Source organism: Paenibacillus sp. 2KB_20 (assembly GCF_052115765.1).
Lineage (GTDB): Bacteria > Bacillota > Bacilli > Paenibacillales > Paenibacillaceae > Paenibacillus_AQ.
Genome location: NZ_JBFRHH010000001.1, coordinates 41,511 through 67,548 on the forward strand (window position 1 = coordinate 41,511; position 26,038 = coordinate 67,548).

29 protein-coding genes are annotated in these 26,038 nt (G+C 41.3%); 9 read left to right on the top strand and 20 right to left on the bottom strand.

Annotation, left to right across the window (positions count from 1 at the left end; all coding sequences use genetic code 11):
• Positions 1–34 precede the first annotated feature (34 nt).
• Positions 35–829: a prolipoprotein diacylglyceryl transferase gene (locus tag AB4124_RS00230; protein WP_441970477.1), complete on the top strand. Its 795-nt coding sequence runs from the start codon at positions 35–37 to the stop codon at positions 827–829.
• Between the two features lie 138 nt (positions 830–967).
• Here the strand turns inward: AB4124_RS00230 and AB4124_RS00235 are convergent, their stop codons facing one another.
• From AB4124_RS00235 to AB4124_RS00325, 19 genes are all read right to left on the bottom strand, one after another.
• Positions 968–1,492, bottom strand: coding sequence for a GNAT family N-acetyltransferase (locus AB4124_RS00235; RefSeq protein ID WP_441970479.1), 525 nt, complete (start codon positions 1,490–1,492; stop codon positions 968–970).
• Positions 1,493–1,588: 96 nt separating this feature from the next.
• Complete coding sequence (locus tag AB4124_RS00240) at positions 1,589–2,236, bottom strand: FusB/FusC family EF-G-binding protein (RefSeq protein WP_441970481.1); 648 nt, start codon at positions 2,234–2,236, stop codon at positions 1,589–1,591.
• A gap of 277 nt (positions 2,237–2,513) precedes the next feature.
• The gene (locus AB4124_RS00245) at positions 2,514–2,972 is read right to left on the bottom strand and encodes a GyrI-like domain-containing protein (protein WP_441970483.1); all 459 of its coding nucleotides are present in this window, start codon (positions 2,970–2,972) and stop codon (positions 2,514–2,516) included.
• A gap of 68 nt (positions 2,973–3,040) precedes the next feature.
• Entirely contained in the window at positions 3,041–3,511 is a 471-nt protein-coding gene (locus tag AB4124_RS00250; RefSeq protein ID WP_441970485.1) for a GNAT family N-acetyltransferase, read from the bottom strand.
• Positions 3,508–3,690, bottom strand: coding sequence for a hypothetical protein (locus AB4124_RS00255; RefSeq protein ID WP_441970487.1), 183 nt, complete (start codon positions 3,688–3,690; stop codon positions 3,508–3,510). Before AB4124_RS00255 ends, AB4124_RS00250 begins: the two co-directional genes overlap by 4 nt.
• 53 nt (positions 3,691–3,743) lie before the next feature.
• Entirely contained in the window at positions 3,744–4,280 is a 537-nt protein-coding gene (locus tag AB4124_RS00260; RefSeq protein WP_076325805.1) for an NUDIX hydrolase, read from the bottom strand.
• Positions 4,281–4,307: 27 nt separating this feature from the next.
• Positions 4,308–5,087 carry a GNAT family N-acetyltransferase gene (locus AB4124_RS00265; RefSeq protein WP_441971597.1) on the bottom strand — a complete coding sequence of 260 codons (780 nt, stop codon included), beginning with the start codon at positions 5,085–5,087 and terminating at the stop codon, positions 4,308–4,310.
• 131 nt (positions 5,088–5,218) lie between these two features.
• On the bottom strand, positions 5,219–5,623 hold the full coding sequence (locus AB4124_RS00270; RefSeq protein WP_441970488.1) for a GNAT family N-acetyltransferase: 405 nt from the start codon (positions 5,621–5,623) through the stop codon (positions 5,219–5,221).
• Positions 5,624–5,966: 343 nt separating this feature from the next.
• Positions 5,967–6,494 (bottom strand): GNAT family N-acetyltransferase, encoded by a 528-nt coding sequence (locus AB4124_RS00275; protein ID WP_441970490.1) that lies wholly within the window; start codon positions 6,492–6,494, stop codon positions 5,967–5,969.
• Positions 6,495–6,678: 184 nt separating this feature from the next.
• Entirely contained in the window at positions 6,679–7,863 is a 1,185-nt protein-coding gene (locus AB4124_RS00280; RefSeq protein ID WP_441970492.1) for an alanyl-tRNA editing protein, read from the bottom strand.
• Between the two features lie 158 nt (positions 7,864–8,021).
• The gene (locus AB4124_RS00285) at positions 8,022–8,471 is read right to left on the bottom strand and encodes a GNAT family N-acetyltransferase (RefSeq protein ID WP_441970494.1); all 450 of its coding nucleotides are present in this window, start codon (positions 8,469–8,471) and stop codon (positions 8,022–8,024) included.
• Between the two features lie 165 nt (positions 8,472–8,636).
• Positions 8,637–8,807: an immunity protein TriTu family protein gene (locus AB4124_RS00290; protein ID WP_441970496.1), complete on the bottom strand. Its 171-nt coding sequence runs from the start codon at positions 8,805–8,807 to the stop codon at positions 8,637–8,639.
• A 257-nt stretch (positions 8,808–9,064) separates the two neighbouring features.
• Positions 9,065–9,436, bottom strand: a complete 372-nt coding sequence (locus AB4124_RS00295; RefSeq protein ID WP_430105470.1) for an aspartyl protease family protein — start codon at positions 9,434–9,436, stop codon at positions 9,065–9,067.
• Positions 9,426–9,683, bottom strand: coding sequence for a hypothetical protein (locus AB4124_RS00300; protein ID WP_430105472.1), 258 nt, complete (start codon positions 9,681–9,683; stop codon positions 9,426–9,428). The genes AB4124_RS00295 and AB4124_RS00300 overlap by 11 nt, the downstream gene beginning before the upstream one ends.
• A 138-nt stretch (positions 9,684–9,821) precedes the next feature.
• On the bottom strand, positions 9,822–10,754 hold the full coding sequence (locus AB4124_RS00305) for a phosphotransferase (RefSeq protein WP_441970499.1): 933 nt from the start codon (positions 10,752–10,754) through the stop codon (positions 9,822–9,824).
• Between the two features lie 49 nt (positions 10,755–10,803).
• Positions 10,804–11,262, bottom strand: a complete 459-nt coding sequence (locus AB4124_RS00310) for a hypothetical protein (protein ID WP_441970500.1) — start codon at positions 11,260–11,262, stop codon at positions 10,804–10,806.
• Positions 11,263–11,308: 46 nt separating this feature from the next.
• A complete protein-coding gene (locus tag AB4124_RS00315) occupies positions 11,309–11,812 on the bottom strand; it encodes a DUF4275 family protein (RefSeq protein ID WP_441970501.1) in 504 nt (167 codons plus the stop codon).
• A gap of 38 nt (positions 11,813–11,850) precedes the next feature.
• The gene (locus AB4124_RS00320; RefSeq protein ID WP_441970503.1) at positions 11,851–12,468 is read right to left on the bottom strand and encodes an HAD-IA family hydrolase; all 618 of its coding nucleotides are present in this window, start codon (positions 12,466–12,468) and stop codon (positions 11,851–11,853) included.
• A gap of 640 nt (positions 12,469–13,108) precedes the next feature.
• Positions 13,109–14,314 (bottom strand): macrolide family glycosyltransferase, encoded by a 1,206-nt coding sequence (locus AB4124_RS00325; protein WP_441970505.1) that lies wholly within the window; start codon positions 14,312–14,314, stop codon positions 13,109–13,111.
• A 794-nt stretch (positions 14,315–15,108) separates the two neighbouring features.
• Here AB4124_RS00325 and AB4124_RS00330 point away from each other — a divergent pair.
• From AB4124_RS00330 to AB4124_RS00345, 4 genes are read left to right on the top strand one after another with little or no spacing between them, the layout of a single operon-like run.
• On the top strand, positions 15,109–16,272 hold the full coding sequence (locus AB4124_RS00330) for an ABC transporter ATP-binding protein (protein WP_441970507.1): 1,164 nt from the start codon (positions 15,109–15,111) through the stop codon (positions 16,270–16,272).
• A gap of 1 nt (position 16,273) precedes the next feature.
• Positions 16,274–16,939 carry an ABC transporter permease gene (locus AB4124_RS00335; protein WP_441970509.1) on the top strand — a complete coding sequence of 222 codons (666 nt, stop codon included), beginning with the start codon at positions 16,274–16,276 and terminating at the stop codon, positions 16,937–16,939.
• The gene (locus AB4124_RS00340) at positions 16,936–17,889 is read left to right on the top strand and encodes a glycine betaine ABC transporter substrate-binding protein (protein ID WP_441970511.1); all 954 of its coding nucleotides are present in this window, start codon (positions 16,936–16,938) and stop codon (positions 17,887–17,889) included. The genes AB4124_RS00335 and AB4124_RS00340 overlap by 4 nt, the downstream gene beginning before the upstream one ends.
• Before the next feature lie 12 nt (positions 17,890–17,901).
• The gene (locus AB4124_RS00345) at positions 17,902–18,603 is read left to right on the top strand and encodes an ABC transporter permease (RefSeq protein WP_441970512.1); all 702 of its coding nucleotides are present in this window, start codon (positions 17,902–17,904) and stop codon (positions 18,601–18,603) included.
• Between the two features lie 161 nt (positions 18,604–18,764).
• Here AB4124_RS00345 and AB4124_RS00350 read toward each other — a convergent pair whose 3' ends face one another.
• Positions 18,765–19,382 carry an alpha/beta hydrolase gene (locus AB4124_RS00350; RefSeq protein ID WP_441970514.1) on the bottom strand — a complete coding sequence of 206 codons (618 nt, stop codon included), beginning with the start codon at positions 19,380–19,382 and terminating at the stop codon, positions 18,765–18,767.
• A gap of 651 nt (positions 19,383–20,033) precedes the next feature.
• On the opposite strand from AB4124_RS00350, the gene AB4124_RS00355 reads away from it, so the two are divergent.
• From AB4124_RS00355 to AB4124_RS00370, 4 genes are all read left to right on the top strand, one after another.
• On the top strand, positions 20,034–21,629 hold the full coding sequence (locus AB4124_RS00355) for an extracellular solute-binding protein (protein ID WP_441970516.1): 1,596 nt from the start codon (positions 20,034–20,036) through the stop codon (positions 21,627–21,629).
• 70 nt (positions 21,630–21,699) lie between these two features.
• On the top strand, positions 21,700–22,662 hold the full coding sequence (locus tag AB4124_RS00360; RefSeq protein ID WP_076325791.1) for an ABC transporter permease: 963 nt from the start codon (positions 21,700–21,702) through the stop codon (positions 22,660–22,662).
• 12 nt (positions 22,663–22,674) lie between these two features.
• On the top strand, positions 22,675–23,556 hold the full coding sequence (locus AB4124_RS00365; RefSeq protein WP_076325790.1) for a carbohydrate ABC transporter permease: 882 nt from the start codon (positions 22,675–22,677) through the stop codon (positions 23,554–23,556).
• A 94-nt stretch (positions 23,557–23,650) separates the two neighbouring features.
• Positions 23,651–26,023: an AraC family transcriptional regulator gene (locus AB4124_RS00370; protein WP_441970519.1), complete on the top strand. Its 2,373-nt coding sequence runs from the start codon at positions 23,651–23,653 to the stop codon at positions 26,021–26,023.
• Positions 26,024–26,038: the final 15 nt, after the last annotated feature.

Sequence of the window (26,038 nt, forward strand, 5' to 3'; positions counted from 1 at the left end):
CGAACATAAACAGAATATTTTTATCCGGGAATCTATGAGGGGGTATGAACATATGCACAATGAACTCATTCGTATCGGACCTGTGACCATTTATGGATATGGATTGATGATCGCAATCGGAATCCTTATCGCTTACAAGATCGTTGTTAATAGAACCGCATCTAGGCAACTGGAACTTTCTCATGTTTCCTCTCTAACTTTCTGGAGCTTATTAGGCGGATTGATCGGAGCTAAGCTTTTGTTTTGGATAACCCAAATAAATAATATCATCCATGATCCTTCATTGGTTCTGAATTTTTCGGAAGGATTTGTTGTATACGGTGGAATTATCGGGGGAATTGGGGTTGGTTATGTCTATTGTAAGAAGAAAAAGATAAACTTTCTAAAATACCTTGACCTTTTTGTACCCTCCCTTGCATTAGCGCAAGGCTTTGGAAGAATTGGCTGCCTTCTCGCCGGCTGCTGTTATGGTGAAGAAACGGATGGTTGGTTTGGAATTACGTTTCACGAATCCGAGCTTGCCCCGAATGATGTCAAACTCATTCCTACACAAATATTAGAGAGCTTACTCAGCTTTTCCATTTTTTTTATATTAATCTACATTGCAAGAAGAAAAAGACCTAACGGCCTAATAGCAGGTCTATATCTCATTTTTTATAGTTCAGGGAGATTTATTATCGAATTTTTCAGAGGCGATATCATCCGAGGACAGTTCGGTGCCCTCGCTACTTCGCAGTGGATCGCACTAGCTGTTATTTTGGTCACTTGCATCGTATTCTTGACTAAGGCTCCCAAAAAAGATCACGATATAAGATACGGACAATCTTGAGTCCTTCACTATATCGTGTTTTCTTCCCTAGAGTAAAAGCGTTAGATACATGGCGGGGCTCAGCCTTAAACAAATGAAAAAACTGAGCCCCGATAGTATATCCTGTCTTCTTGTAGAAACTAATCTTGATAGCTAATGTCACCTATTCTTAATCCAATATCTTTTAATTACGTTTCCATCTTCCTCTATGTAATCTGTATCCGGCTTCCCACCGTTCTTGATAATGGTTCTTTCCGATCCCACATTACCGGCATCACAGACAACTAATACATCGTTTATCCCCAGTTTCTTAGCTTCAATCAAGGACAATTCCAATAGTTTAGTCGCATAGCCTTTCAATCTTTCCAACGGGCGGATTCCATAACCAATATGCCCGCCAGCATTATATAAATGTTCGGTTAATTGATGTCTAATATTAGCCGCACCTAATACTCTATGACGATGATCGACCAACCAAAAGGTTGAATCGGAGACCCAGCCTTTCTTTACACCAATACCCTTCTCTTGATTAGAGAGTTCCTTCAACATTCCCTGAAAATCACTTGGATCCTTGCTTATGACCCAGGGGATCATATTCTCACCGGATTCTTTCCATTCTTGATAAAATGATAAATATTCTTCTTCAAGCTCTGGCTGAGGCTTGACTAATCTTACATGGTTCATATGTTGAACGTCCTTTCATGGCTTTTTATGTCCTTCAAACGGGAACATAGTACAAAATAGGCTGCCCCTAAAGGCAGCCTATTTTAGTTACTGTGTTTACTTGCTGGCGGAGAGAAGGAACTTCTCAAGTGCCCCTGTATCGGTAATACTGTGATTACATGCTTGGCTATCCAAACATACGTATTGGCCAATGAAAGAAAGATTATCTGGTGAAGCGACGGCTGGCTTGGTCTTGACCGAGAACAAGGCAAGCTCTTGATGCCGGTTGCAGAACAGACAGTACCCTTTCTTGTTGGTCGGGGTAATTCTTCCCTCGATCCCGATGAATCTTCCTTCGAACGGATATACGATAAATAACTTGTTAGTGGCAATGTCCACCCAGCCTAAATACGTTACATATCGAAAATCGATCGATTGCAGATCCGGAACTTTCAGTTTCTTATTTTTAGGAAATAGCTTCTGAATCTGTTTCAGCGTAATCGTCGGATAAGGCTCCAGATAGGGTTCTAATGCGTTAAGATATTTCTGGAAATCCTCGGCCCTCTCCATGGTTGATATTTCGCTCAGCATCCGCTTCTGATCCTCTGTCAAAGACGGAAATGCTTCCATAGCGTTCGTTACGGCACGATATCTAACCGTTTCCAAAACCTTTCGATCCGCGACCGTTCGCAATGTTTTCAGAAGGAACTCCGATTGTTTTTTAATCACATTAAACTGGTGGTTTCTAATAAATGGTGTACTCATAGCTTTCAGCCCCTTATTTTTATTAAAAATGAAGGTGCAAAGCCTGTTATTAGAAACGATAAAGTTAAGGTTGGGCGATCGAATTCATCTATCGCACCCCACGCAAAGTATCGCCCCAGATCAGGCTTTGCATGAGGACTTCCTAGCTAATGAGCAATTCGGTATTGCCATCAGTATAACCCCCAATCACATATCATACGCAAAATTATAACAGCAAGTGCCAGATGGCGCAATTTATTCCGTTGAAATGGAACACCGTCTTTCTCAAACTTCAAATCTATTTAATGGTGTCATACAAGTCTGCTTCAATATCATCCACTTTCCCTTGTCCCCATTCATCCGAAATCTCCAGATGCCAGGATCTCAGCAATCGTTCATGGTTATTTTCTCGTATCCAGTGATGGAGCTTTTCATATGTATTTCTAATTTCATGATTAGGCCCCTGATGTCGTTGGACTGCATATTTTTGTTTTGGAATGACTAAAGAAACCATCCCTTCAGGAACTTTTTTGATTTCATTTACCTCAACACATACCCAATAACCATCTTCTTCTTCTGATACTTCCTCAACGATGAATGCACCGACAAGTCTTGCCGGTGTTACAACGTCATGAATCTCATGCAATCTTTCTTTAAGTTTAACAGAAGCCTTGGGGATCTCATTGACATACTGGTCACCTGAACATACCACTCTTATTCCGACTAATTTCAATTCATGGAGCTCGACTACTTTCATAGGGCTCACTCTCTTTCGTTGAATTGATTACCTTCACGCTTCGTCTTTCTAGAACTCATACCGGCTGTTTACTCACAAAGCATGTTTTGCATTGGTTCTTTGCAATGCTGGTATCCATTCTTTTTGTAAAAATTAACCCCTCCATCACTGGGCCATACTATAATAAATTCATATTTGTTCTCTTTTGCCCATTCGTTGATTTTTGATATTAATTTACTTCCTATCCCCTTACCTCGATAATCGGGTTTTGTATATACATTCGTCATATATGCAAATGGATGTGTGATTCTTCCTGGTCTCGGTACCTTTTGAATGAGTTCTATATAGATGTTGGACACGACCATCCCGTCTTCTTCAGCAACCCATATTTTCCAAATATCACTTTGAAAAGCACCTAATAAAAATTCATAACACTCCTGGTAAAAGTCGCTATAGGTTTCATTTTGTAATTTTCCATCTAGATCGTCCTCAAGTGTAAAATCCCATCTCATTCGAATGAGTTGATCCATATCTTCCTTAGTCGCAATTCTTATTATCATTGAATCACCCCAAAATTCATTAAAATCACTTCACCTTTTAAATAATTCCACACACTATCTGATGTTACTTCTTTTAAATCCTCATTAGTATATCGACTAAAATCATAATGATAAAATTGATACATGTTTGATAATCTTTCTTTCTCTTGAACTGTAACAGGAATAAGTTCGATTTCCATAACGTCTCCTTTTTTATCATCCTACTATCTCTTGGAAGTTTCATAGATTCGGCCTAAAGATCCGGTTTACCTGGTTTCCAACCTCCTTCCAATCTATGTAACAACATATAATTGGGGTTTGCTTCCCAAGCTTCAAAGGGGACAAAACATGCTGCATTCATCGCATCTAATAATCTAGATCTTTGCTGCGGTCTCGTTATGTATTCCTCGATATTAGATTGATCAATTTTTATGTATCTAGCTTCGAGTATCTCGTCTTCTTGTATTTTAATTTCTCCACTTATGTATTGAGCTCTAAAACATATAGACAAAACTTGTTTTGTTGTATTCATATAAACACCAGTTATACCAATTGGCTTAATAACGATGCCCGTCTCCTCAAGAAACTCTCTGCAAATTGCTTTATCAAGGGGTTCCCCTAATTCAACATTGCCACCTGGCATTTCCCATGTATCTGAACGCCAATGTGTTCTAAGCAACAATACCTCACCACGATCATTAGTGACTAGAGCTGAAACCGAAATACATTGTTTAGGTACCTGGTATTCCAAACTACTCACTTCCTCTAATTTAACTTTAGACCCTTTCATCAACTGAGATGTTTCTCTAAAATGCCATTAGGATAAACCATAACAGGATATTTGGTAGTCAAAATCAAGGGACATTCCAACTTTCTCTGCAAGTCGAATAGACCCTTTATTATCCGGAGTACAGTCCCAGTAAGGATGAATTCCTTGTTGTAGGCATTCCTGAACAAATGCTCGAGCTACTGCAGCGCCATAATTTCTTCTTTTATGCTCTTCAAGAGTTTCGATATCAATTGCATGCGTTTTATCCACAACAAATGCTGAAAAACATAAACTCACCACATTGTTATTATCCTCAACAAAGTATCCGAAGCCTTGCTCTAAAAAAGAGTCTGTAGAATCCCAAAACCGTAATATTTTGCTTTCTAAAAACGAATGGTTTTCCAATCGTCTTGAATTCAATAACTCACAACTTATCCGTTGAATATTCACCTCTTGATCTTGAAATTCAATAGATTGAGGATTCCCTCTTAATGTAAACACATGTTGAGTATCGCTCGAAATGTTACGCTGCTGAAAAATGTTTTGTATCGTTTTATCCCAAGGATCAGGATCTAAGCCAATCTCGACCCAATTAATATTTTGCTTCTGTAGTTTGGGTTCTATATGCTTTCTCATGTATTCTTCTAATCCTGTTAAAAAAGATATACTCTGCGGATCTCCAACAATCTGAAAGCCTTTTTGTCCTTCAATCCAAATGAATGCTGCTGTGGGTTCTGTTGAATGATCTACATAGACCCCACCCGGGTTATTTCCGCTAACCACAGCCCTAACCTCGATATTCTTACACTTATCCGTAATGTGTCTTATTTTATAAAACTCTGATTCAGTTCTGTTATCATTTTTATATCACCGTTTCTATTGAATATTGATTTTCATTACGCTAAGTAGCATATAAGTTTCTTGTATTACGAACCGGAGAGGATTCTTGATCCATATCGTCAATTCCGTTTTCTTTTTATTACAAATGCTTTATCTGCCCTTTCAAATCCGATCCTCTCATAAAATCCTGCGGCTTTCGGTGCTGAAGTGAGGACATATTGAATTTCGTCTTCTCCTAATTTGTCCCTCAATACTCTTATTAGTTCTTTGCCAATTCCTAATCCCTGATAGTCCATATCCACTGCAATATCTGAAATATAGCAGCAATATGAATAATCTGTAATTGCCCTTAAAAATCCCACCAGTTTATTTCCTTCTCTTACCGTTATAATCTCATCTGCATTATCTATCATCCTATGAATTCGATCTGAATCGCCTACCGGTCTCCTGATCCCTGATCGAATAAATACTTCTTCAACCTCGCTGACAATACAGTTATCATTGATTTTATATTCCAAATTCACAGTCAAACCCTCGTTTATTTTATTTTTCACTTACTAACCATGTCTTGGCCTCTTCAGGGTCAGAATAATAAGATATTTTAAGGGTAACTCCTGCTTTTTTGATACTTCTTTTTAACCTCCATTCGTTTATTGCAGATAACCCGACAAAGGATAGTCTCTCAATATAGTTATCTAAATTCTTTAGATTATTTATTAATTCTTGAAGAACCGTACTTGTCACCGGTATTGTGTTTATGTATTTACAATGATTACTGATAATATTAGGGCATTCATAAGTTTCTCATGCTGTTTTTCTTGTATTCGCTCCATTCTCCCCCATTAACCGTCGTCTTTCTTTTGACACTTACAACTCGCTCTTTAAATTCTTAACTAAATAAATTAACAGATCATCATCAACTTTAACTGATTCTCCTGGTATTACTTGAACATTTTTATAGGACATACCCCTACCATCCATCACGTATCCACGAGATGTATACATTCTTTGGGCATTTCCATAATCCCTGTATAACCCTACTCCTAGCCCTATGTATTTAGAGGTCTTTGAGGCAATATGTTCTAATTCATCAAATAATCTATTTGCTATATGCTTTCTTCTATAGTCTGGAAATACGTTCAAATCATTAATCTCAGGAATATTGTTTTCAATAAAATAAGGATACTGTGATTCATAGATTAAATGACAGCATCCTGCTAACGAATCATTGTAATAAGCAATCATGGTTACTCTTTTATTGGTAGTGTTCTCACTCAGGCACTTATGATAATAATCTCCTTGTCGATACCACCCATAACGCTTAGCAAATTCTTGATCCAATAATTCAGCTTCTTCTATTGTAGTTAGTCTCTTTATGTTTATGATGTCCCTCATGTTTAATTCCTTTCGATATAAATGTTAAATATCCAATGCGTAAATACTATGTTATCTGATGTCATTAACTCTAGATTCCATTTGAAATAACGTATGCACAAAACGCCCCATCCTAAATAGCTTTTATCTTAGGTTGAGGCGTTTATTGTTTGAGCTTCTTGGATACTTTCTACTTATAGACCGCTTACTCCTCTGCAGACTGATTTAATGACTGCGCCGCAAAATGGTAAAACGCCATGGCATCCTCCCCGGTGGCAAAACCGGCCTGCGCCATCTTGTCGCTGCCCCCGCCTTTACCGCGAAAATCGGCCAGGTGCTGCTTGAAGAACGCACCGCAGGCGAGTCCGCTCTTTCCTCCTTGAGCGAGGACTAGCTTATTGTCTGCGTTGGACACGAAGAGCACGATAAGTTTAGCTTCTTCGGTAAGCTTGGCCGCCAGGTTCTGCATATCCTTCAGCGGCTTGTCCGCAAAAACGTGTTTGATCAGGCTGCCTTGACGGTCTGCCAACAGCTTTCCCGCCAGGTAAGCATCATTCTCGGCCTTCACGGTGTTCAATTCAGCCTGGAGCTGCTTCTGTTCTTGATCCCATTTTGCAATCCGATCTAGAATCTCTTCCTTTCCGGTATTAAACCTAGCCGATAGGCTGCCGAGAATCTCCATTCCGGCATTAAATTCATTCAACGCTCGATATCCGCATTTAAAATAGATGCGCATATGCCCCTTCTGCTTCTCGGCTCTCAGCAGTTTAATCATTCCGATCTCACCCGTTGCGGAGACATGTGTACCTCCACAAGCGTTATATTCGATACCTTCGATTTCAACGATCCGGATATCGCCGGTTACCTTTGGCTGCTTCACAAGCGGCAGGGCAGCAGCCTGCTCCCGGCTCACAAAATAATTCGTTACTTTTCGATTAAGGTAAATCTGATCGTTAATTTCCAATTCCAGCATCATCAGTTGGGCCTGAGACAGGTCAGATCGGGCGATATCAATCGTAGTGTAATCTTGACCCAGGTGAAAACTGAGTGTTTCCGCCTGGCATACTTCCAGACATATGGCAGACAGGAGATGCTGGCCGCTATGATGCTGCATATGGTCGAATCTTCTATTCCAATCCAAACGACAGCTAACCTCTTCCTTCTCAGGCAAACGCTCGACTCTATGCAGAATTTCTCCTTCTTCCTGAACAACATCAAGAACGGGAATCTTATCGATCCACCCTAGGTCACAGGGCTGCCCTCCACCGTGCGGATAAAAGGCCGATTCCTCCATTACTAGATAGGTCCCGTCCTCCCGCTCCAGTCTGCGTGTGATTCGTGTCTCCCACTCCCGAATATAAGCGGATTCGTAATATAGCTTCTTCGTCATCTTCATTTCCCCACAGTTCTCAGGTTAATTTATTTCAGTATCAGCTTACTACTTAATAATAGAACAACAAAAAACATATACAAGGTAATTGGATCTCCACAGATGGAACTTCATCTGCTATATATCCCGAGATAGTCATATTTACTCCTGATAAGGAACTAGATAGTCTTCTCGAAAATATATAGGTCACCTTCTTCTCTGACTTTGGTGAATCCACACTTTGTATAGAAGTGATGATTTTTGACACTCCACCTAGGAGTATCAAGCCACCATTTTACGCTATCCGGAAAACTTCCTTCAATTTCTTTCATTACTTTTTTACCGATTCCTTGATTCTGATAGTTTGGATCAATAAAAATCCGCCCTAGATTATGCACTTGATTGGTTTCTATAAATATCATTGCGCCCCCAATGATTTCTCCATTATAGAGCACTTTAAAATATTCACAACTATGCATCATCTCTTCTTGCCAACTTACGGAATCGTATCCTAGTGGGCCACAGATTTCATTATTATTAAAATGCTTCAATTCATCATCAAAGCTGGCCTTTTGTATTTCAGCAAGTTTTTGTGCATCACTTTTTATTGCTCGTTCTAGTATCAACATGAGATACAACTCCATTATGTGATTTATTTGTCCTTCACAGGTTTTCTCCTAGTAGCTCACGTGGATATTAACGAAACAACCCAGCCTTAGACATTTCTTATCTTAGGCTGAGTAATGAAACCAGATTGTAAAACATCAAAATATTCTTTCAAAATAGAATCAAACTCAGCATCCTCGGAGACCTTCTCTATACTTCCAAAGAATCATTTTTTCCGTTTCTATATTAGCTACTTCAAATTCCATTTGGCATGATGCCCAAACAGTTACCCGGCCTAAACAAACGTTTGATTCATGGATCAAGCCTACAGATGAATTAGGGACAATACTTTCGTCCATTTTGTGCTTTACAAATTCTGTTGAGATAAACTCAGTGATTCAATATTTCGCTCAGCCCAGTGCTTAAATTTTGTTCTTACCATGGATAAGCCGCCTGCAGTAAAAAATAAATTTTTATCTTAAGTCGGTTCGTGTTGTCTGAATACTATACTTGTGCACTTGACAACCAAGGAGCGAATGCCCGCAGCCTAGATGCATTGTTATATGATTTCAGCGACGTCTTCGACTTCGCTTATCAATTCTTTTAAATCCATTGTTTAAATACGTAATTCTAAGGTTTTCAAGTCAATAATAAAATTTTGTTGTTTCAAAATATCCAATCCAAGTAGCCCTTTATGATCTTTAGGCAGTATTCCTACATCTATTTCAATATTTTCTATGCTTCTTGCACCTATTTCAATCCTGTCCATAATTTTTGTGTAGAACGGAATGCTTCCGCCAATCCCGTATGCTTCATATATGGAATCCCCTGTTTCATAGGTCACACCGATTTCCTCTAAAATATCAGGACTAATTATTGTATGTGAAGATCCTGTATCTATAATTATATCATCTATTCTCAACATTCTTCCTCTGAATGTAACGGCAAGTGACGTCGTAATTAACTGTCCGTCATAGTTAATTTTCATTACGATTACTTCTCACTCTCATTAATGGATCCCGGCGAATATGAATCACAAAGTCTTTATTTGAAGTATGGTAAACTAAATTCCCAGGCTTTGCTTGAAAAAACTCTTTATTAGCATCTTCTTCTGATATTGTGCGAATCGGTGCAACTTCGTCTACTATTTTTTTGTTGCCTTCCACATGATAATTAAGTATGGAAACCAGAACAAATTGGTCAGGGAACAGTTCTCTTACTTCTTGCCATTTCATTCGTTCTACCTCCTACAACTTCGTTCTAATTCTTCTTTTCTATCATGATTTTATCATACTAAGAGTCGAGCATTCTCATTGTATTTCGTGTATTCTTTATGCTAAATTCCCTACTGTGAATCACATTCATCATCTTATCTACGATATCTCCATCTTCAGATACTTATTTAGTTCATTCAGCCATCTCTCTTCTTCTTTCCATACCTGCAGGAACCATGACATATAACGTAATCCCATATATCGTGAAGCTACATTAAAACGTCTCGTAAAAATATCCTTTGATAAGTTCAGCCCCCGCGAATTTACCAATTGCCTATAATTTTCCGCTTGGGAAGTTTCTCTAAATCTAAGTGAAATATCTAAGTACAAAGACCCATATCTCGCTTCTTCCCAATCAATAAAATATACTTCTTTATTGTTATAAATTAATGTATTTCCAGGATGTAAATCATTATGTATGAGGGTATGGGAACTTTGGTCTAAAAGCACTTCCTTGATGTCTTTAACAATATATTTTGCTGATTGTTCAACTTCAGAAATATATTGACCAAATGTACTAATAAAATCTGCATCCAGCTTTGCCTCATCCCAACTTGGTCTCCACTTTTCGTTTAATGCATACTCAATATGATTGGGGTCTGCAAAAGGGAGCCAACTCAATTCATCCGACTTTTGATAATTAACTGCATGAATATGAGATAATGCCAATAGTTCATTTGATTGAAGCAAATGATAATTCAAATGACTGTAATCTGTCTCATAGTCAACATCTTGCATGCAAAGATACACTCTATTACTACTTATTAAATCAGGTGTGTAACTAAAAGGTACATTTGCTGATTGTTCGAAAAGATGTGAAAGCACTCGCCTTTCAATCAGAGTTGCTTGCTTTGAAATAAGATTAATAGTTCTTTCATCATTAGTATCTCTCAATCGTATTTCATGTCTCTTTAGTGCAACGGCTGATAAACCGTAGGCTAACTCAAGATCATTAATACTTAAAATTTCAGCGGTTGGCGATATGTATCGTTCAATGGTACTCTGAATTGTTTGTCTGAGATCAATATTCATTTCTCCTCCTTGAAACTCGTTACAGTGATTGCATATAACGCTTTTATATCTACGAGTCCATAGTACGATGCCCTCCAATCATATTGAATTGATTGATTTCGGTTACTTCATTTAAGAAACCTTTAATCTCGATATGAGGATCTTCTAAGTCAATATTATGATTTCCTTCATACATTTCCTTAGGAGCAAATACGGTGAGAAGTAATTCTTCTCCTGGATTAATATTGAGTTTATTATTTCTAGCTTCAATCTTAAAATCATTGCCTCTAATACCGTTTTCAACTTTTATGGGAAAACTTAAATATACATTATTCTGTACTATAATATGACTGGATTTGTTATGTAATTTTAATGTGAACACTTTTCCATTTGCTTCTTCTTTTTGTTCTATTAATTCTAATTTAATATTGTCAATGTCGTCTGTAGTAACTTCTCTCTTATTACTACAACTTACGCTAATTAGTAAGCACAAGATGACGAAAATAATGAATACTGGTTTTCTATCCACTTCCTGAATCCCTCCCAAATGTATAGTAATCTGGTTACTGTCGAAATTATTTCACTTTGTAAAAATACGGCCCACACATGTCTTCATGGGTATTCACATACGTCCAAGTAAAGTTTTTATCAAAAATATATATATCTTGTTGAGAATCAAAATCCTCCGCGACTATGGCATTTGCGTTACTGTATAGAAATACATCGGGGGAGTTTTGGTACATTACATATAATTTATCTTTACTTTCTGTATTAAAAGCATTTCTTGCTTCATGTTTTTTCAAACAATCTTGTATTTCATAACTAAAAATATGCCACTTATATTGACTGTAATAAATGCTTTCTTTTACATCTTCACTAATGTTTAGTGTAAATGTCTTATCCCATCTATTAATAATTTCTGTTGCTCCATCAAATACATCTGAGATGTTTACGGCTTTTTCAATTAATTTTTCCCTGTATAAATAGTTTTCTTGAAATATTTTTATTGACCAATATATTTTTTGCAATTCTCTTTCTGGTAAGCTATCTAAAATCAATTGAATCTCTTTTCTGATCAAGTTCTCTCCCCCTAAATAAGTGTAATCCTTTATTATACTTATGGGCCCTCTTCTCGACTTGCTAACAAAAGGCTCTTTCCTAGCATCGGTTCAACTTGTTCTATCCATTTATGCTCTTTATCTGCTAACAAGGTTTTCCATCCAAGTTCGATAACAGGCTTTAGGTTCTTTTCTTGATCATCAATATAAACAACCGTTTGGCCTGGTTCAAATTGTTTCCCGACATGTTGATAAATTCGGATATCAGGTTTTCTTAACCCTACTTGATTTGAAATCGTTATGCTCCTTGTATAAGGTTCTACTCTTTCTAAAATCGGTTCCAACCATTCCTTACAATGATTACTTAATATATGAATATCTGCGATTTCACTCCATTCAGCCAAGTAATTTAATCCTGGCAGCGGTTCCAGTGATTGCATCAACAACGCTCTGGCCCGCTCTTTGTTGATCTGCTTCATTCGCAGGCTCATCCATTCCCAAAATTCATCTTCTTTAATCTTTCCAGTCCATAGATCCTTTCGAATCTCATCAAATTGTTCTCGAATGTCTTGGAATGAGATTTCGGAATCCTCAGATAATTGCAGCCAAACCGCAGATGAAAAATTACTAATTAATACACCAGCTAAATCTAATACCAGTTGTGGCTTTGCAGTCATCGAATCATCTCCTTATCCTTGATTTAAATTTTCTAGGCTGTATCGACACCGCGTAAATATCGTGTTAAGCGAAGTCGAAGCGTTATTGCAATACTATGAACCATCACTATTCTTTTATCTCAATTGAAATTTGTTTTCTTAAATCAGTAATGTATGCGTATGCATCATTAATCTCAGTAATTCCTTCAATCTACCCCAGTTTTGCCAAAAATCACAGCGTCCTCTGGTGTGCATTCATATCTGTCATCATCATTATTAAAGCTAATATAAAAACCTATATAATCATTGACAGTGTGCTCAGGTAGTTAATGAAGTTTCTGGCTTTTCTCATGTTTCTGGTATTTTGTAATTTAACGGCATCTAAGAATCACCTTGCCATATAAATATTTGCTATATTTCGCATGACGTTCACTGAATCTTTCTTCCATGATTATACATCTGACTACCAAGCGGCGGCAGTCCAGTAGTGCGAATTTCTTGTTATCTGATGTTAATCCTTCCTCTAATCCACTACCACTCTTCTTCAATCATTTATCAATTGACTTATCGCCTTCCATGTAGCACAGCAAAGCTGCCGAATATCTCTGCAGCAGCTTCTTAGTTGCGCATTCGATTCCGCGTTACTTTTAACACACACTCTTTATTCAGATCTATATTGACTTTTATATTCAAAAATCTCATCAACTGCTTGATGATAGCCACCTGATCGTCGAAAGGATTCCCTAATATTGGCGGCGGCTTTCTTGAAAGATGAGAGGCTTAACACATGATCTGCAGCTTCACGCAATTGATTTGCAGTCAAGCTTTGCATTTGTAATGTAATGCCTGCTCCGATATGGGCGACTTGCCCCGCTATGATTGGCTGATCTGCGCTTTGTGGGATTACAATGAGCGGAACCCCATAATATAGACCTTCATGGGCACTATTCATTCCACCATGTGTAATAAATAATTTAGCATGTTGCAGTACATCTGTTTGTGGAACGTAATTCTTTACGATGAAGTTTGTAGGAATTTCACCTAAATCAGAAACTTGGACTTTACTCCCAATCGACATGACGATGGTATGGTCCGTGTTCCCCAATGCCTCAATACAAAGCTTATAAAAATCCATTGCATGATTAAACACTGTACCCAGTGATATGTAAATGGGGTTTTCCCCCTGGATTGCAGTAAAGTCGAAGTTTTCTTGGGTTAATCGTGAAGAGATGGATGGACCTACAAATTTATACGTTTGGTCGAATGCTTCTTCTTCAGGTTGAAACTCCCTTGTTGTATAAACAATCGTAAGCGGCGCAGGATTGCACAGCACTTCGTAAGGCGAATCGATCTCCACATCATATTTTTCCTGCACCATTGCCGTCAGGCTTTGGAATTTATCGTGTATAGGTTTAACGATGTCTGCAGGGACATTATTAAAAAATGGTTCAAGCACCTTATCGAACGATTCTTTTGTCTGCGCAAAAGTAGTACAAGAGCTGATTGCAGGAAGCTTAAGAATTTGAGCAAGTAAACGACCGCAACCAAACATGGAATCATGAATGATATAATCAAAATGCTCTCCTTTGATCTGTTCAAGAACGCTTGGTATGACGATATCTGCCGTAAGTAAAAGACCGTTGGCTCTTTCGAGCAAATAATCTCTCCCACCTGAGATAAAGGCTTTAATAAATTTTTGATCGTCAAATGTTCGAACGGTTGCCCCCGCCTTCTCGATACGCTCCCGAAAAGCTTCTATACAAAAGTACACGACCTCTTCTCCACGCGAAATAAGCTCTTGCACAACGCCAATCGTTGGATTGATATGTCCTTCAGATCCACCATTAATAAATAACACACGCGCCATATCTACCACTCCTTAAAAGGGACTGTCTCCTACCATCGTTCAATCAATGGAATCAAGTTTATCATAGTACAATACTCAAAAATCTCAAAACTTGGATCGCCCATACTTTCCGGTTGAGCAATGTCCTTACAGAGCGGGTCTGCTTCATGGACAGTTCTGGACCCGAAGTACTAAAAATACAAAATCGTTCTGTATACATGTTTCAAACTAATGCTAACTGGGTAATAGAATTTGACATATTAATGCATTAGGCAGTTATACGGTCCTTCTCGAAAGAGGCTCGTTACCTGCTTACGCATTTTGCATATATCCATTTGGGCCGAGGGAAGCAGTAGCACCATGACATAGCTGCTTGATTCTCGCAGGTATAACAGGGATTCATGTATGAGATCGCATATTTTCCCGAATACGAACAGGGGCATACAGGCTTGGAATACTTCTTCGGATGGATGTAACAAGGGATTGCACAGTTTGGAAAGCTACAATGCATATAAAGGTGGAATTTTGGGTATGTAAGTCAATACCATAACGATGATTTTTAACTTAAATTGTTAGTACCCTCAGGGCTTCCTCTTAGATCTTTCTCCACCCCTTAATCATGCGCTTAATCCTATTCCATTTTGATTTCTTTTAAAGCTAACTTGCTTAGCTTCATTTTCCATTTCTACATAACAAGGCTGAAGCCTTCCCTTATCTCTGGCACCACACTTTTCCTTCAACAATTTTTGGGTCCCGATGGATGATATGCCAAATGCTCCGCATAATATGGATACTGCTTGCAAAGGGGCGATTGAATGATAGTACTGGAGCATGTGAACAAGGTTTACGATAATGGCTTTCACGCGCTGAAAGACATTAATCTGGAATTCAAAAAAGGGGAAATTACCGTCCTCATCGGACCGAGTGGCTGTGGCAAATCGACTACCATGAAGCTGATCAACGCGCTCAATACGCCATCATCGGGCAAAGTTCTGATTGACGGTAAGGATATCTCAAGATTGAATCCGGTTGAACTGCGGCGCAATATCGGCTATGTCATTCAAAGCGTTGGTTTATTTCCGCATATGAATATCTCAAAGAACGCGGGCGTGGTTCCACGTCTGAAAAAGTGGGATAAAGACAAAACAGAACAAAAAGTAAATGAATTATTGGACATGGTCGGACTGGACCACACCATTTATGGTACGCGCTATCCATCCGAGCTAAGCGGCGGACAACAGCAGCGCGTAGGCGTAGTGCGGGCGCTTGCCGCTGAACCCGATATCATCCTGATGGACGAGCCGTTCTCCGCACTGGATCCGATCAGCCGTGAGCAGCTTCAGGATGAGCTGATTCGGCTTCAGCAGGAACTCAATAAAACCATTATTTTTGTGACGCATGATATGGATGAAGCTATTAAAATCGCGGATACCATCGTTCTGATGAAAGATGGCGAAGTGGTTCAAATGGGTAGACCGGACAGCATTTTACGGCATCCCGCAAACGATTTTGTACGTGACTTTATCGGTTCCAAACGTCTGCAAAATGAAAATGAAAGCGCCTATGAAATTCCGCTTGTAGATGAAGTGATGATTACGAATCCGGTCACGGCATTCCCGAGCCGGGGATTAGCTGAAGCCATCAAGATGATGGAAATGAAGCGGGTCGATTCACTGCTGATTGTGGACCGTAACCGTCAGCTTCAAGGAGCGGTTTCAATCTATCGGGTTCTCGACCAATACGGCGAGGAAGGCAAAACCGTGGCGGACGTTATGCATCCGGTCCGTTTTTCCGTGGCTTCGGGAAGCACGCTTCCGCAGGCCATCGAGATCATGGACAGCCATCAGCTCAGCAATCTCCCTGTAATAGACAGTAATAACCGGTTCCTCGGATTAATCACAAGAGGCAGTGTGGTTAAACATTTGGCCGAAGTCTATCCAACGATGGTTCCTCCGGTGCTGAACGGAGAGGATGAGTGATATGAACGCATTCTGGAGTTTTATCACGGATCGTTATCCGGATATTCTAAAGGCATTGCAGGAGCATCTGGTCCTCTCATTCTCTGCCGTGCTTTTGGGGACTGTTGTTGCCGTACCGATCGGAATCCTGTTGGTATACAACCGGATAGGCTGGATCAACAGCATCGTATTTTTCATTACGAACCTGTTTCAGACGGTTCCAAGCCTGGCGCTTCTGGCTATTCTGATTCCGCTGCTCGGCATCGGCATGAAGCCGGCCATATTGGCGCTGTTTCTGTACTCCCTCATGCCCATCCTGCGAAATACCTATGACGGTTTTCACTCCGTGGATAAAGGGGTGCTCAATTCGGCCAGGGGGATGGGATACAGCACCGCCCAAACGATTTTGAGGATTCAGCTTCCCTTATCGCTTCCTTACATCATGTCCGGTATCCGCATTACGACCGTGTACATCATCAGTTGGGCAACACTGGCTTCCCTGATTGGTGCTGGCGGTTTAGGCCAGCTTATTGTATCTGGACTTGGTGTCAACAAGCCCGAGATGATCTTCATCGGTGGCATTGGTGCCATTCTCTTGGCACTTGTAGCTGACGGTCTGCTTGGGCTGCTTGAGGGCTGGCTAAGCAAACACTACCATCAGACTCAGACCCGGGACGCTGCGATATGAGTCACATCAACCGTAGACATCGAGGCGGACGGAACAAGGAAGGCGTGATGAAACTGAAAAAGCTTAAATGGGCTCCGATGTTAATCTGCATGATGGCTCTTGCCGCTTTAACCTCCGCATGCGGAATTCAAAGCGAGATTACGATCGGGACTCAAACCTATACCGAAACCAAGATTATGGCTGAAATGTATAAAGCTCTGATTGAAGACCAAACCGATCTGAAGGTGGATATTATCCCGGATCTGGCATCAAGTTCATTGGTCATTAATGCGATGAAAAGAAACGACGTTCAAATAGCAACATTATATACCGGTGAAATTTTCAACAACCATTTCCCGATCAGCGGTACCAAAGACCGCGCCAAAGTCTTGAAGGAAGCTCAAGATGGATTTCAGGAACACTTCGGGTTCACCTGGATGAACCCTCTGGGTTTTGAGAACACCTACGCGTTCACGGTAAGAAAGGATCTGGCCGAAGCCAATGGATATACCAAAATTTCCGATGTCAAAAAAGACATGGACCGTATGAAGCTTGGGGTAGATACCACATGGCTGGAGAGAAGCACGGATGGATATCCGGCGTTCTCCAAAGCATATGACATTAAATTCGGTCAGGTGTTCCCCATGGAAATCAGCCTGGTATACAGTGCGGTAGCCAATGAGCAGGTGGATATCGTGTTGGCCTATTCTACGGATTCCCGGCTGAAAGCCTACCAATTGCAGACGCTTCAGGATGACCAGCAATTCTTCCCTCCATATGATGCAAGTCCGGTATTGCGTTCGGACCTTTTAAAGAAGCATCCTGAAATCCAGGATACGATAGCGCCTTTAATCGGTCATTTGGATGCAGATACGATGATATCGCTTAATTATCAGGTGGACATTGAGAAGAAAAGCGAACGAGAGGTCGCGATCGCGTACTTGAAAGAGCAGGGCCTCTTGAAAAGCTAAAGGAGGGTAAGCATGGAAAATGAACATTTAACATTTGCCGACTTTTTGTCGTATATATCACGAAATCAGGGGTTGCTCTGGGAGTATTTCATCCAGCATATTACAATGGTGGTTATCGGTCTGGGACTGGCATTCATCGTCGGAGTACCGCTTGGCATCCTCTGCTCTAAGAGCAAATGGGCTGCCAAGATCATTTTGTTTATCACCAACATCCTTCAGGTGGTACCAAGCTTGGCGATGCTCGTGGTTCTCATGTTATGGATGGGACTCGGAACGACAACGGTCATGGTGGGACTCTTCCTGTATTCACTGAATCCAATCGCACGTAATACGTACGTTGGGTTAAAACAGGTCGACCCCAGCTATCTTGAATCCGGAAAAGGAATTGGGATGAGCCCCTTCCAAATGCTCGTGAAAGTGCGTTTTCCGCTTGCGTTGACTTATATCATGTCGGGTCTGCGTATTGCCGCCGTCATCGCCATCGGCGTAGTAACGATTGCTCCCCTCGTCGGTGGAGGCGGGCTGGGACGGGAAATATACGCTGGATTGAACAGCAACAACTCCCTCCGAATCTTTGCAGGTGCCATTCCTGCCGCTGTGCTGGCGATCGTTGCGGATATCGTGCTTGGCATGCTGCAGCGTAAGATGGATCTGGCTAAAAGAAAGTCAGCCGGTGCGGCTCCATCGCCTGCGAAGATGCAAAATATCAACTGACGCTTGTAAAGCGTATATTTGACTCAAAAGGGACATCCCAAAAGATCTAAGATCTTGCGGATGCCTCTTTTCTATGAGTTGTTAGCACCAGCGACTTAAGGTGCGTACGCCTATGTGTGATAAGGCGTTAGACGAAGTCACTTTGTCTAACCTACAACTGATTACTTGCTTAGAAATTCCATATATATCCTTACGAGTTTACTTAGAATCTCAATACTTTCCTCAACATTTTCGGTCTCTAAAGAATGATTGGCATTAGGAATTTCAATGACCTCTCTAACTTTGTTTATGTTAATTTGATTTGCAAGTTCATTATTAAACACTTCATCCTTTGTTCCATAAACCACAAGTCCGTTAAACTTGTTGATATAGTGAATTGTATCTTTGATTGGTGTCAAAAATAAGTGTTTGATTGGAATTTCAAGTTTCCCATGAACTTCACCAGCAACTATTGTCCCTATGCTCTTACTAATAAAAACAACTTGCTTGTACTTGCCAATGATTCGTTGAACCGATTCGTGGCTATCTTCTATGACTCTTTGCAGTTCATTAACATCCAAATTCGTTCTCGCAGCTTGATATCCATATTCCAGTACCAATAAATCAAAACCACTTTGAAGTGCGGAGGTTCCAGCAAAATGTAGAATTGGTTTATCACAAGGATAGTTTTTTCCGGGAAACAAAACAACCAACTTGCTGTTTTCCTCATAAAGTTGATAATATTTTTGTTTCATTTCAGTTTTCCAATAAGAGGGCACCGTTAAAATCTCTAATTTCATTGTCTCCCATCCTTTCCTGGTTCATATGATTTCGTCTAACGTTTGGATACTCGCGAACCCGAGAACCTTAAAGTCCAAACAAATAATAATTCCATTATTGTTTAAATGCCCCCATTTCGCTAGTAAATAATTATTTTCTTCGTTGGCCAGCTTTAGCGTCCTTATTTCAAATGATTTGCACCCCGATGCAATAAATGGGTCAGAATTTAATAAACAAATGTCATCTATTTCCCCTCCTCACACATTCTTATCTATCCCCATTCGCTTCCCCACTTCAACAGATTCTCCTCTTCCGTCCAAACATCTAACACGAGATCGCGTGGAGCATCAAACACGGCTGTTCACAATCTAGCGTCCACTCTTTTTGTTTGTTGCAGTTCATGCACGTCTCCGACTTTAACTTGTTGAAACTATGCGAAGATTTTTTCGCAGCTTGCAGCTTGCGGCTCGCTGCTTAACCCCAATGATTTGCAATCTCTCCCCACTTATAAGGGCCAATCTTTAATATGGTCGATTCAGTTTTATATTCGCCAGTGCTTGATCTTAATAATGGCAACCCTTTCCTGATTTTATATGATTCCGGAAAAAACAACCATCCTTTATGCTGAATATGTCAAAAGCACATCAAATATGGAGGAGGAACTACGGTTTATGCAGATGAGCAGGAACATCATCAAAAAGCTTATACCTGTTATAACATCTCTGGGACTGGTTGCCACAGCGATGGCCGGCTGCAGTAGTGAGAAGATGCCAAAGGGGCGTACGGAATCCACAGAGTCAACCCAACCTTTGAGCAACTTATCGTATTGGAAACAGATGCATCCCGACGCAGCCGCTATTATGAAAAGCTATGGTGAGATTACCGCTATTCAAGAAATCGAAAATAAAACCGGTGTCAAAATCGATTACCAACACCCGGCCCAAGGCCAAGCTGGCGAACAATTCAACTTGATGATGGCCTCGAAATCGCTGCCCGATGTCGTTGAATATTCGTGGAATAATTATCCGGGAGGCGCTCAAAAAGCGATTAAGGATGGAAAGATCATTCCATTAAATGACTATTTGGACCAAGCGCCTAACTTCAAAAAGCTGCTGGACGAAAACCCGGAATGGAGAAGACAGGCGTCAACGGACGATGGCGATCTTATCGGTTTTCCGTTCATCCGCCCCGTGAGAAAACTGCAAACCCATTCCGGCCCGGTTATACGTAAAGATTGGTTGGACAAGTTGGATTTGCCTATTCCCAGAACCATCGACGAATGGTATACCGTTTTGAAAGCGTTTAAGGAACAAGATCCCAACGGCAACGGAAAGGTGGATGAAATTCCGATCATGATGGGAGCAGGCGAACTTGCCTTTACTGGCGCTTTTGGCATCCCGAACGGCTTCTATCACGAAGGAAATACGGTTAAATATGGCCCCGTTCAACCCGAATATAAGCAATACCTTACAACTATGAACCGTTGGTACAATGAAGGCTTGCTGGACAAAGACTTTGCAGCCAATGACAGCAAAATGTACGATGCCAAAATAACCGGCAATCAGGTCGGTGCGGCTGTTATGGCTGTAGGCGGAGGCATGGGCAGGTTTATGGATTTAATGGAGTCCAAGGAACCGCAATTCAAGCTTATTGCCACACCCTATCCGACGTCACAATCTGGCGGTAAACCGATATTCGGTCAAATGGACAATCAGATTGTCGGCATATTCACTGCTATAACTGAAAGCAACAAGCACATCGCTGAAACCGTAAAATTCTTCGATTATTTCTATAGTGAAGAAGGACGAATGATCATGAACTTCGGTAAAGAAGGCACATCCTATACGATGGTTGACGGTTATCCGAAATATATGGATTCCGTCATGAACAATCCGGAAGGATTGCCGCTTGCCCAATCCCTGAAACAGCATGTCTTGTCCGCTGATGCGGGTCCTTTCTTGCAGGATGTACGCTATATGGAGCAATATGCGGCCAGACCGGAGCAGCAAGAGGCTTTGACGGTCTGGGCAGAACCTTCGAATGAAAAAAGAATGCCTCCGATCACCATCGCCCGGGAAAATAATAGCCGATATGCCTCGATCATGAACGATATCGATACGTATAAAAATGAAATGATCGTTAAATTCATTATGGGCGCAGAATCGCTGGATAAGTTCGATGAGTATGTCGCTACCATGAAAAGCATGGGTATCGACGAGGCAATTCAAATGCAGCAATCCGGATTGGAACGCTATAACAACCGATAACATGCCTACTACACTGGAGACGGAAAGCTTGCGGCTTGCCGTTCTCCGGTATTCAAAGAAGGAGTAAACCATGCCTAATGTACAGAGAAACATTGTGAAGACGGCAACGGGGAACCGGGCAGAGAAGAAATGGAGCATGATAAAAAAGGACATAATACGGAACCGCTACATTTATCTTATCCTGCTGCCCGTCGTTGCCTACTACATCGTTTTTCATTACGGTCCCATGTATGGTCTGCAAATTGCTTTTAAAGATTACGGACTTGCCGACGGAATTTGGGGAAGTCCATGGATGGGTTTCGATCATTTTGAAAGTTTTTTTGGAAACTACTATTTTTGGAGACTGATTCGGAACACCTTGCTGATCAATATCTATGAATTGCTGTTTGCGTTCCCCGCTTCGATCATACTTGCCTTATTGCTTAATGAGATTCGCAGGAGTTTTTTTAAACGGATCGTCCAGACGATAAGCTATCTCCCGCACTTTATCTCCATCGTCGTTGTGGTCGGGATGATGATCGATTTCTTTGCCCGCGACGGTCTGGTGAATCAACTTCTTGGCATGATCGGACTTGAACCGATTGCCTTCATGCAGGAGCCGGGGTGGTTTCGGTTCATGTACGTCTCTTCCGGCGTCTGGCAGGGAATCGGATGGGGCTCTATTATCTATCTCGCCGCCATAGCCAACATTGATCCGACTCTCTATGATGCGGCCCGGATTGACGGAGCGGGACGATGGAAACAGACCTTGCATATTACCCTGCCCGGGATCATGCCGACCATTGTGATATTGCTCATTCTCAACATGGGATCCATGCTTTCCGTCGGGAGCGAGAAAATTATTTTGATGTACAATCCGATGACCTATGAGACGGCCGATGTCATCTCTACCTATGTATTCAGGAAAGGTATCCTGGGAGCCGATTTCGGTTATACCGCTGCCGTTGGGTTATTCAATTCGGTCATCAGCTTCATTCTGATCGTACTCGCCAATTCCATTAGCAAACGAGTGAGCGAACATAAATTGTGGTAAGGGAGGACCGGTATGTTTCACAAACGCAGCCTGGGTGAATCGATATTTTCCGTCGTCAATACATGTTTCATGCTCCTGCTTTGCTTCGTCACGCTTTATCCGTTCCTATACGTATTATTCGCATCTTTAAGCGATCCTGCAGAAATCGCCCGATTTCGCGGCATGCTGTTTTTCCCGACCGGGTTTAATCTGGATGCGTATAAAGCCGTTATAGATAATCCCATGATTCTGACCGGCTACCGGAACACCCTCTTCTATGTTGCTGGCGGCACAATCATTAACCTATTCATGACAACGCTCGGTGCCTATGCCCTTTCTCGCCGCAACGTCTATTTCAACAATTCCATCATGCTCATCATCGTGATTACGATGGTGTTCAATGGGGGGCTGATTCCAACCTTTCTGCTGGTGAACAGTCTCGGCATGCTGGATACGCCTTGGGCTCTTCTCTTGCCCGGGGCTATCAGTTCATTTAACTTGATCATTATGCGAACCGCCTTTCAAGCGGTACCCGTTAGTTTGGAGGAATCCGCGCGGATCGACGGGGCCAATGATTGGATTATTATGAGCAGAATCATTGTGCCTCTTTCGATGCCCGTTATTGCCGTCATGGTGCTGTGGTATGCAGTGGGACATTGGAATTCATACTTTAGTGCATTGATTTATTTGCGTGATCGGGAGTTATTTCCTCTACAGCTAGTGCTCCGTGAAATTCTGATCTCGAATAGTACGGACAGTATGACGACCGATGCAGCAGCCACAGATCGGTTGGACATCGGGATCACGATCAAATATGCGACGATTATCATATCTACACTTCCAATATTATGCCTGTACCCGTTTCTGCAAAAGTATTTTGTGCACGGTGTCCTGATTGGTGCGTTAAAAGAATGATCATCACACGAATCGGTCATCCAACGAAGGGAGCAAGCTTGCTCTTCCCGAATTATAGGGATTGAGCAAGCTTTTCTATACTAGGAGGATCGCCATGTTTTCAATCATTCGAAGAAAGAATGCCGGAAGCAAAAGAAGGAGCCTATTCATCAGGATGCTCGTATCCAATTGTCTTCTGCTCCTGGTTCCCATCCTGATTTGGTTTGTGTTCTATACCAATATTGAACATATCATGAAATCCAATGCGGAACGGTCCAATCTCGGCATGCTGGAGCAGATGCGTCTCAATATAGACAGCAATTTTAAAGAAATTGAACAATTATCCCATCAAATTATACTCAATCCGAAGCTGCGTTATTTATTGGATACGGAACACAAAGACTTGTCAGAACGGTATCATTTGGTCCAGTTTACAAGAGATTATTTAAACATGCATTCGAGAATTACCAAGGATTTTGTGTACGATTTCTATATTTTTTTGGACCGAAGCGATTCTGTAATCAAACCGAATCTCGTAACCGATTCTCACAACTTTTATGATAAATATTATCGCTTTGAACATCTGACCCATGAAGAATGGCGTAAGCAGATGACTAGCTATCATAGTCAAACATACCTGCCGTCCTCCACCTTACAACGAAACGGCTACCTGAAGGATGACCCCATGCAAGTGATTACCTTTATGCAATCGTTGCCGGTCGAAGACACATCCAATATTAAAGGGAATCTTACGGTTCTGATCGATGAAACCAAGATTCACGAAATGACACGACAAATCGAGTCCGCAAACGGGAGTTCCGTTTATATCGTGAACCAAAATCATGAACTCATCAGCAGTACCCCTGGTGCAAGTCCGTTATCACACTCGATATTGAATGAACTGAAGTCGAACTCCGGTTTACGCAATTACAATCTGAACGGTCAAGATGTAACGGTATCATTCACAACCTCGGGACAAGTCGGATGGTACTATATTGCTGTGATGCCTTTGAATATATATCTACAGAAAGTGAAACAAATGGAGCATCTTGCGCTGTGGCTTCTCTTGCTATGTATCCTTGCGGGGAGTGCAGCTGCATATGGAATCGCGTACAGAAACTATTTTCCAATCAAGAGAATGATAGAGGCGATTCAGGCCGGAAAGTCTCATCCACGTAAACCTGCTGTGAATGAATTTGACTACATCCTGGAAATGATGAAGATTTCCTGGGATGAAGAAAGGCATATTAAAAACAAACTGACTCAACAACTGCCCATTCTTCGTTCTAACTATTTGCATCGTGTGCTTCAAGGCTACTTTGAACCTCAAGAGCAAATGAAACAGTCGCTGGAATTTATGGGCATCCATTTTCCATTTCCTCATTTTGCCGTCATTCTCGTTCAAGTGGACGACATGTCCCGGTTCGCACCGAACCAAAGTGAAAAACAATGGGCATTGGTGCGATTTATCATCTCCAATCTGGCTGAAGATTCAATCTACGAAGGCCATACGATACATACGATCGACTTGGAGAAAGACCGGCTGGCCCTGCTCGTTAATCTAATGCCGGATCAGATGGATCATCCGGCTTGCCGGGTGAAGGACATCGTATCCGAATTGCATCGCATGCTGGAGACTAGGTTCAAGCTGGAGATCAGCATAGCCGTAAGCGGCGTTCATAAGGGCCAGCATCAGATTGGGGAAGCCTATTTGGAAGCGGCTGCCGCCTTAGAGTACAGGATGGTCAATGGGCAGCTGTCGACCTTTTACTATCATGATATTCGCCAGAAAAAGCTGCAATATTATTACCCCGTCGAAACCGAGCTGCAGTTAATTAACTGTATTCGAAGCGGCGATACAGAGCAAGTTATCCAACTGCTCACACAGCTGTTCGATCGAAATTTTCGCGACGAATCCATCACTCCGGAGCTTGGGAGGTGCTTATTATTCAGTCTTGCCGGTACCCTGTTGCGTATCATGGCATCGGATTCGGATACGCTGGCCTACCGGAAGCTTACAGAAGGTGACATCCACCCTGTGCGATTCCTGGTTTCCTGTAAAACAACCGACGAAATGTTTGAAAAAGCGAAGGACCTGTATGTATCGGCCGCCGAATCGTTCAAACTGGAACGAAGCGATCACAATGAACAGCTCCTTCTGCAAATTCAAACCTGCATTCAAGCGAATTACGCCGATCCAAACATGAGCTTGAATTTAGTGTCTGAGCATTTGCAGATCACGCCGCAATATATTTCACAATTTTTTAAAAGAGTGAGTGGACAGAACTTCAACGACTATCTGACTGTCGTACGCATGGATCACGCTAAGAAACTGATGTCGGATCCTGGGCTGACCAACGCACAGATTGCCAAGATGGTCGGTTATACAAGCGATACTGTTTTCATTCGGGTTTTTAAGAAGATCGAAGGCATTACTCCCGGTAAATATAGAGAAAGTATTACGAAATGTGCCGGATTAAATCAATAGGAATATATACCGCAT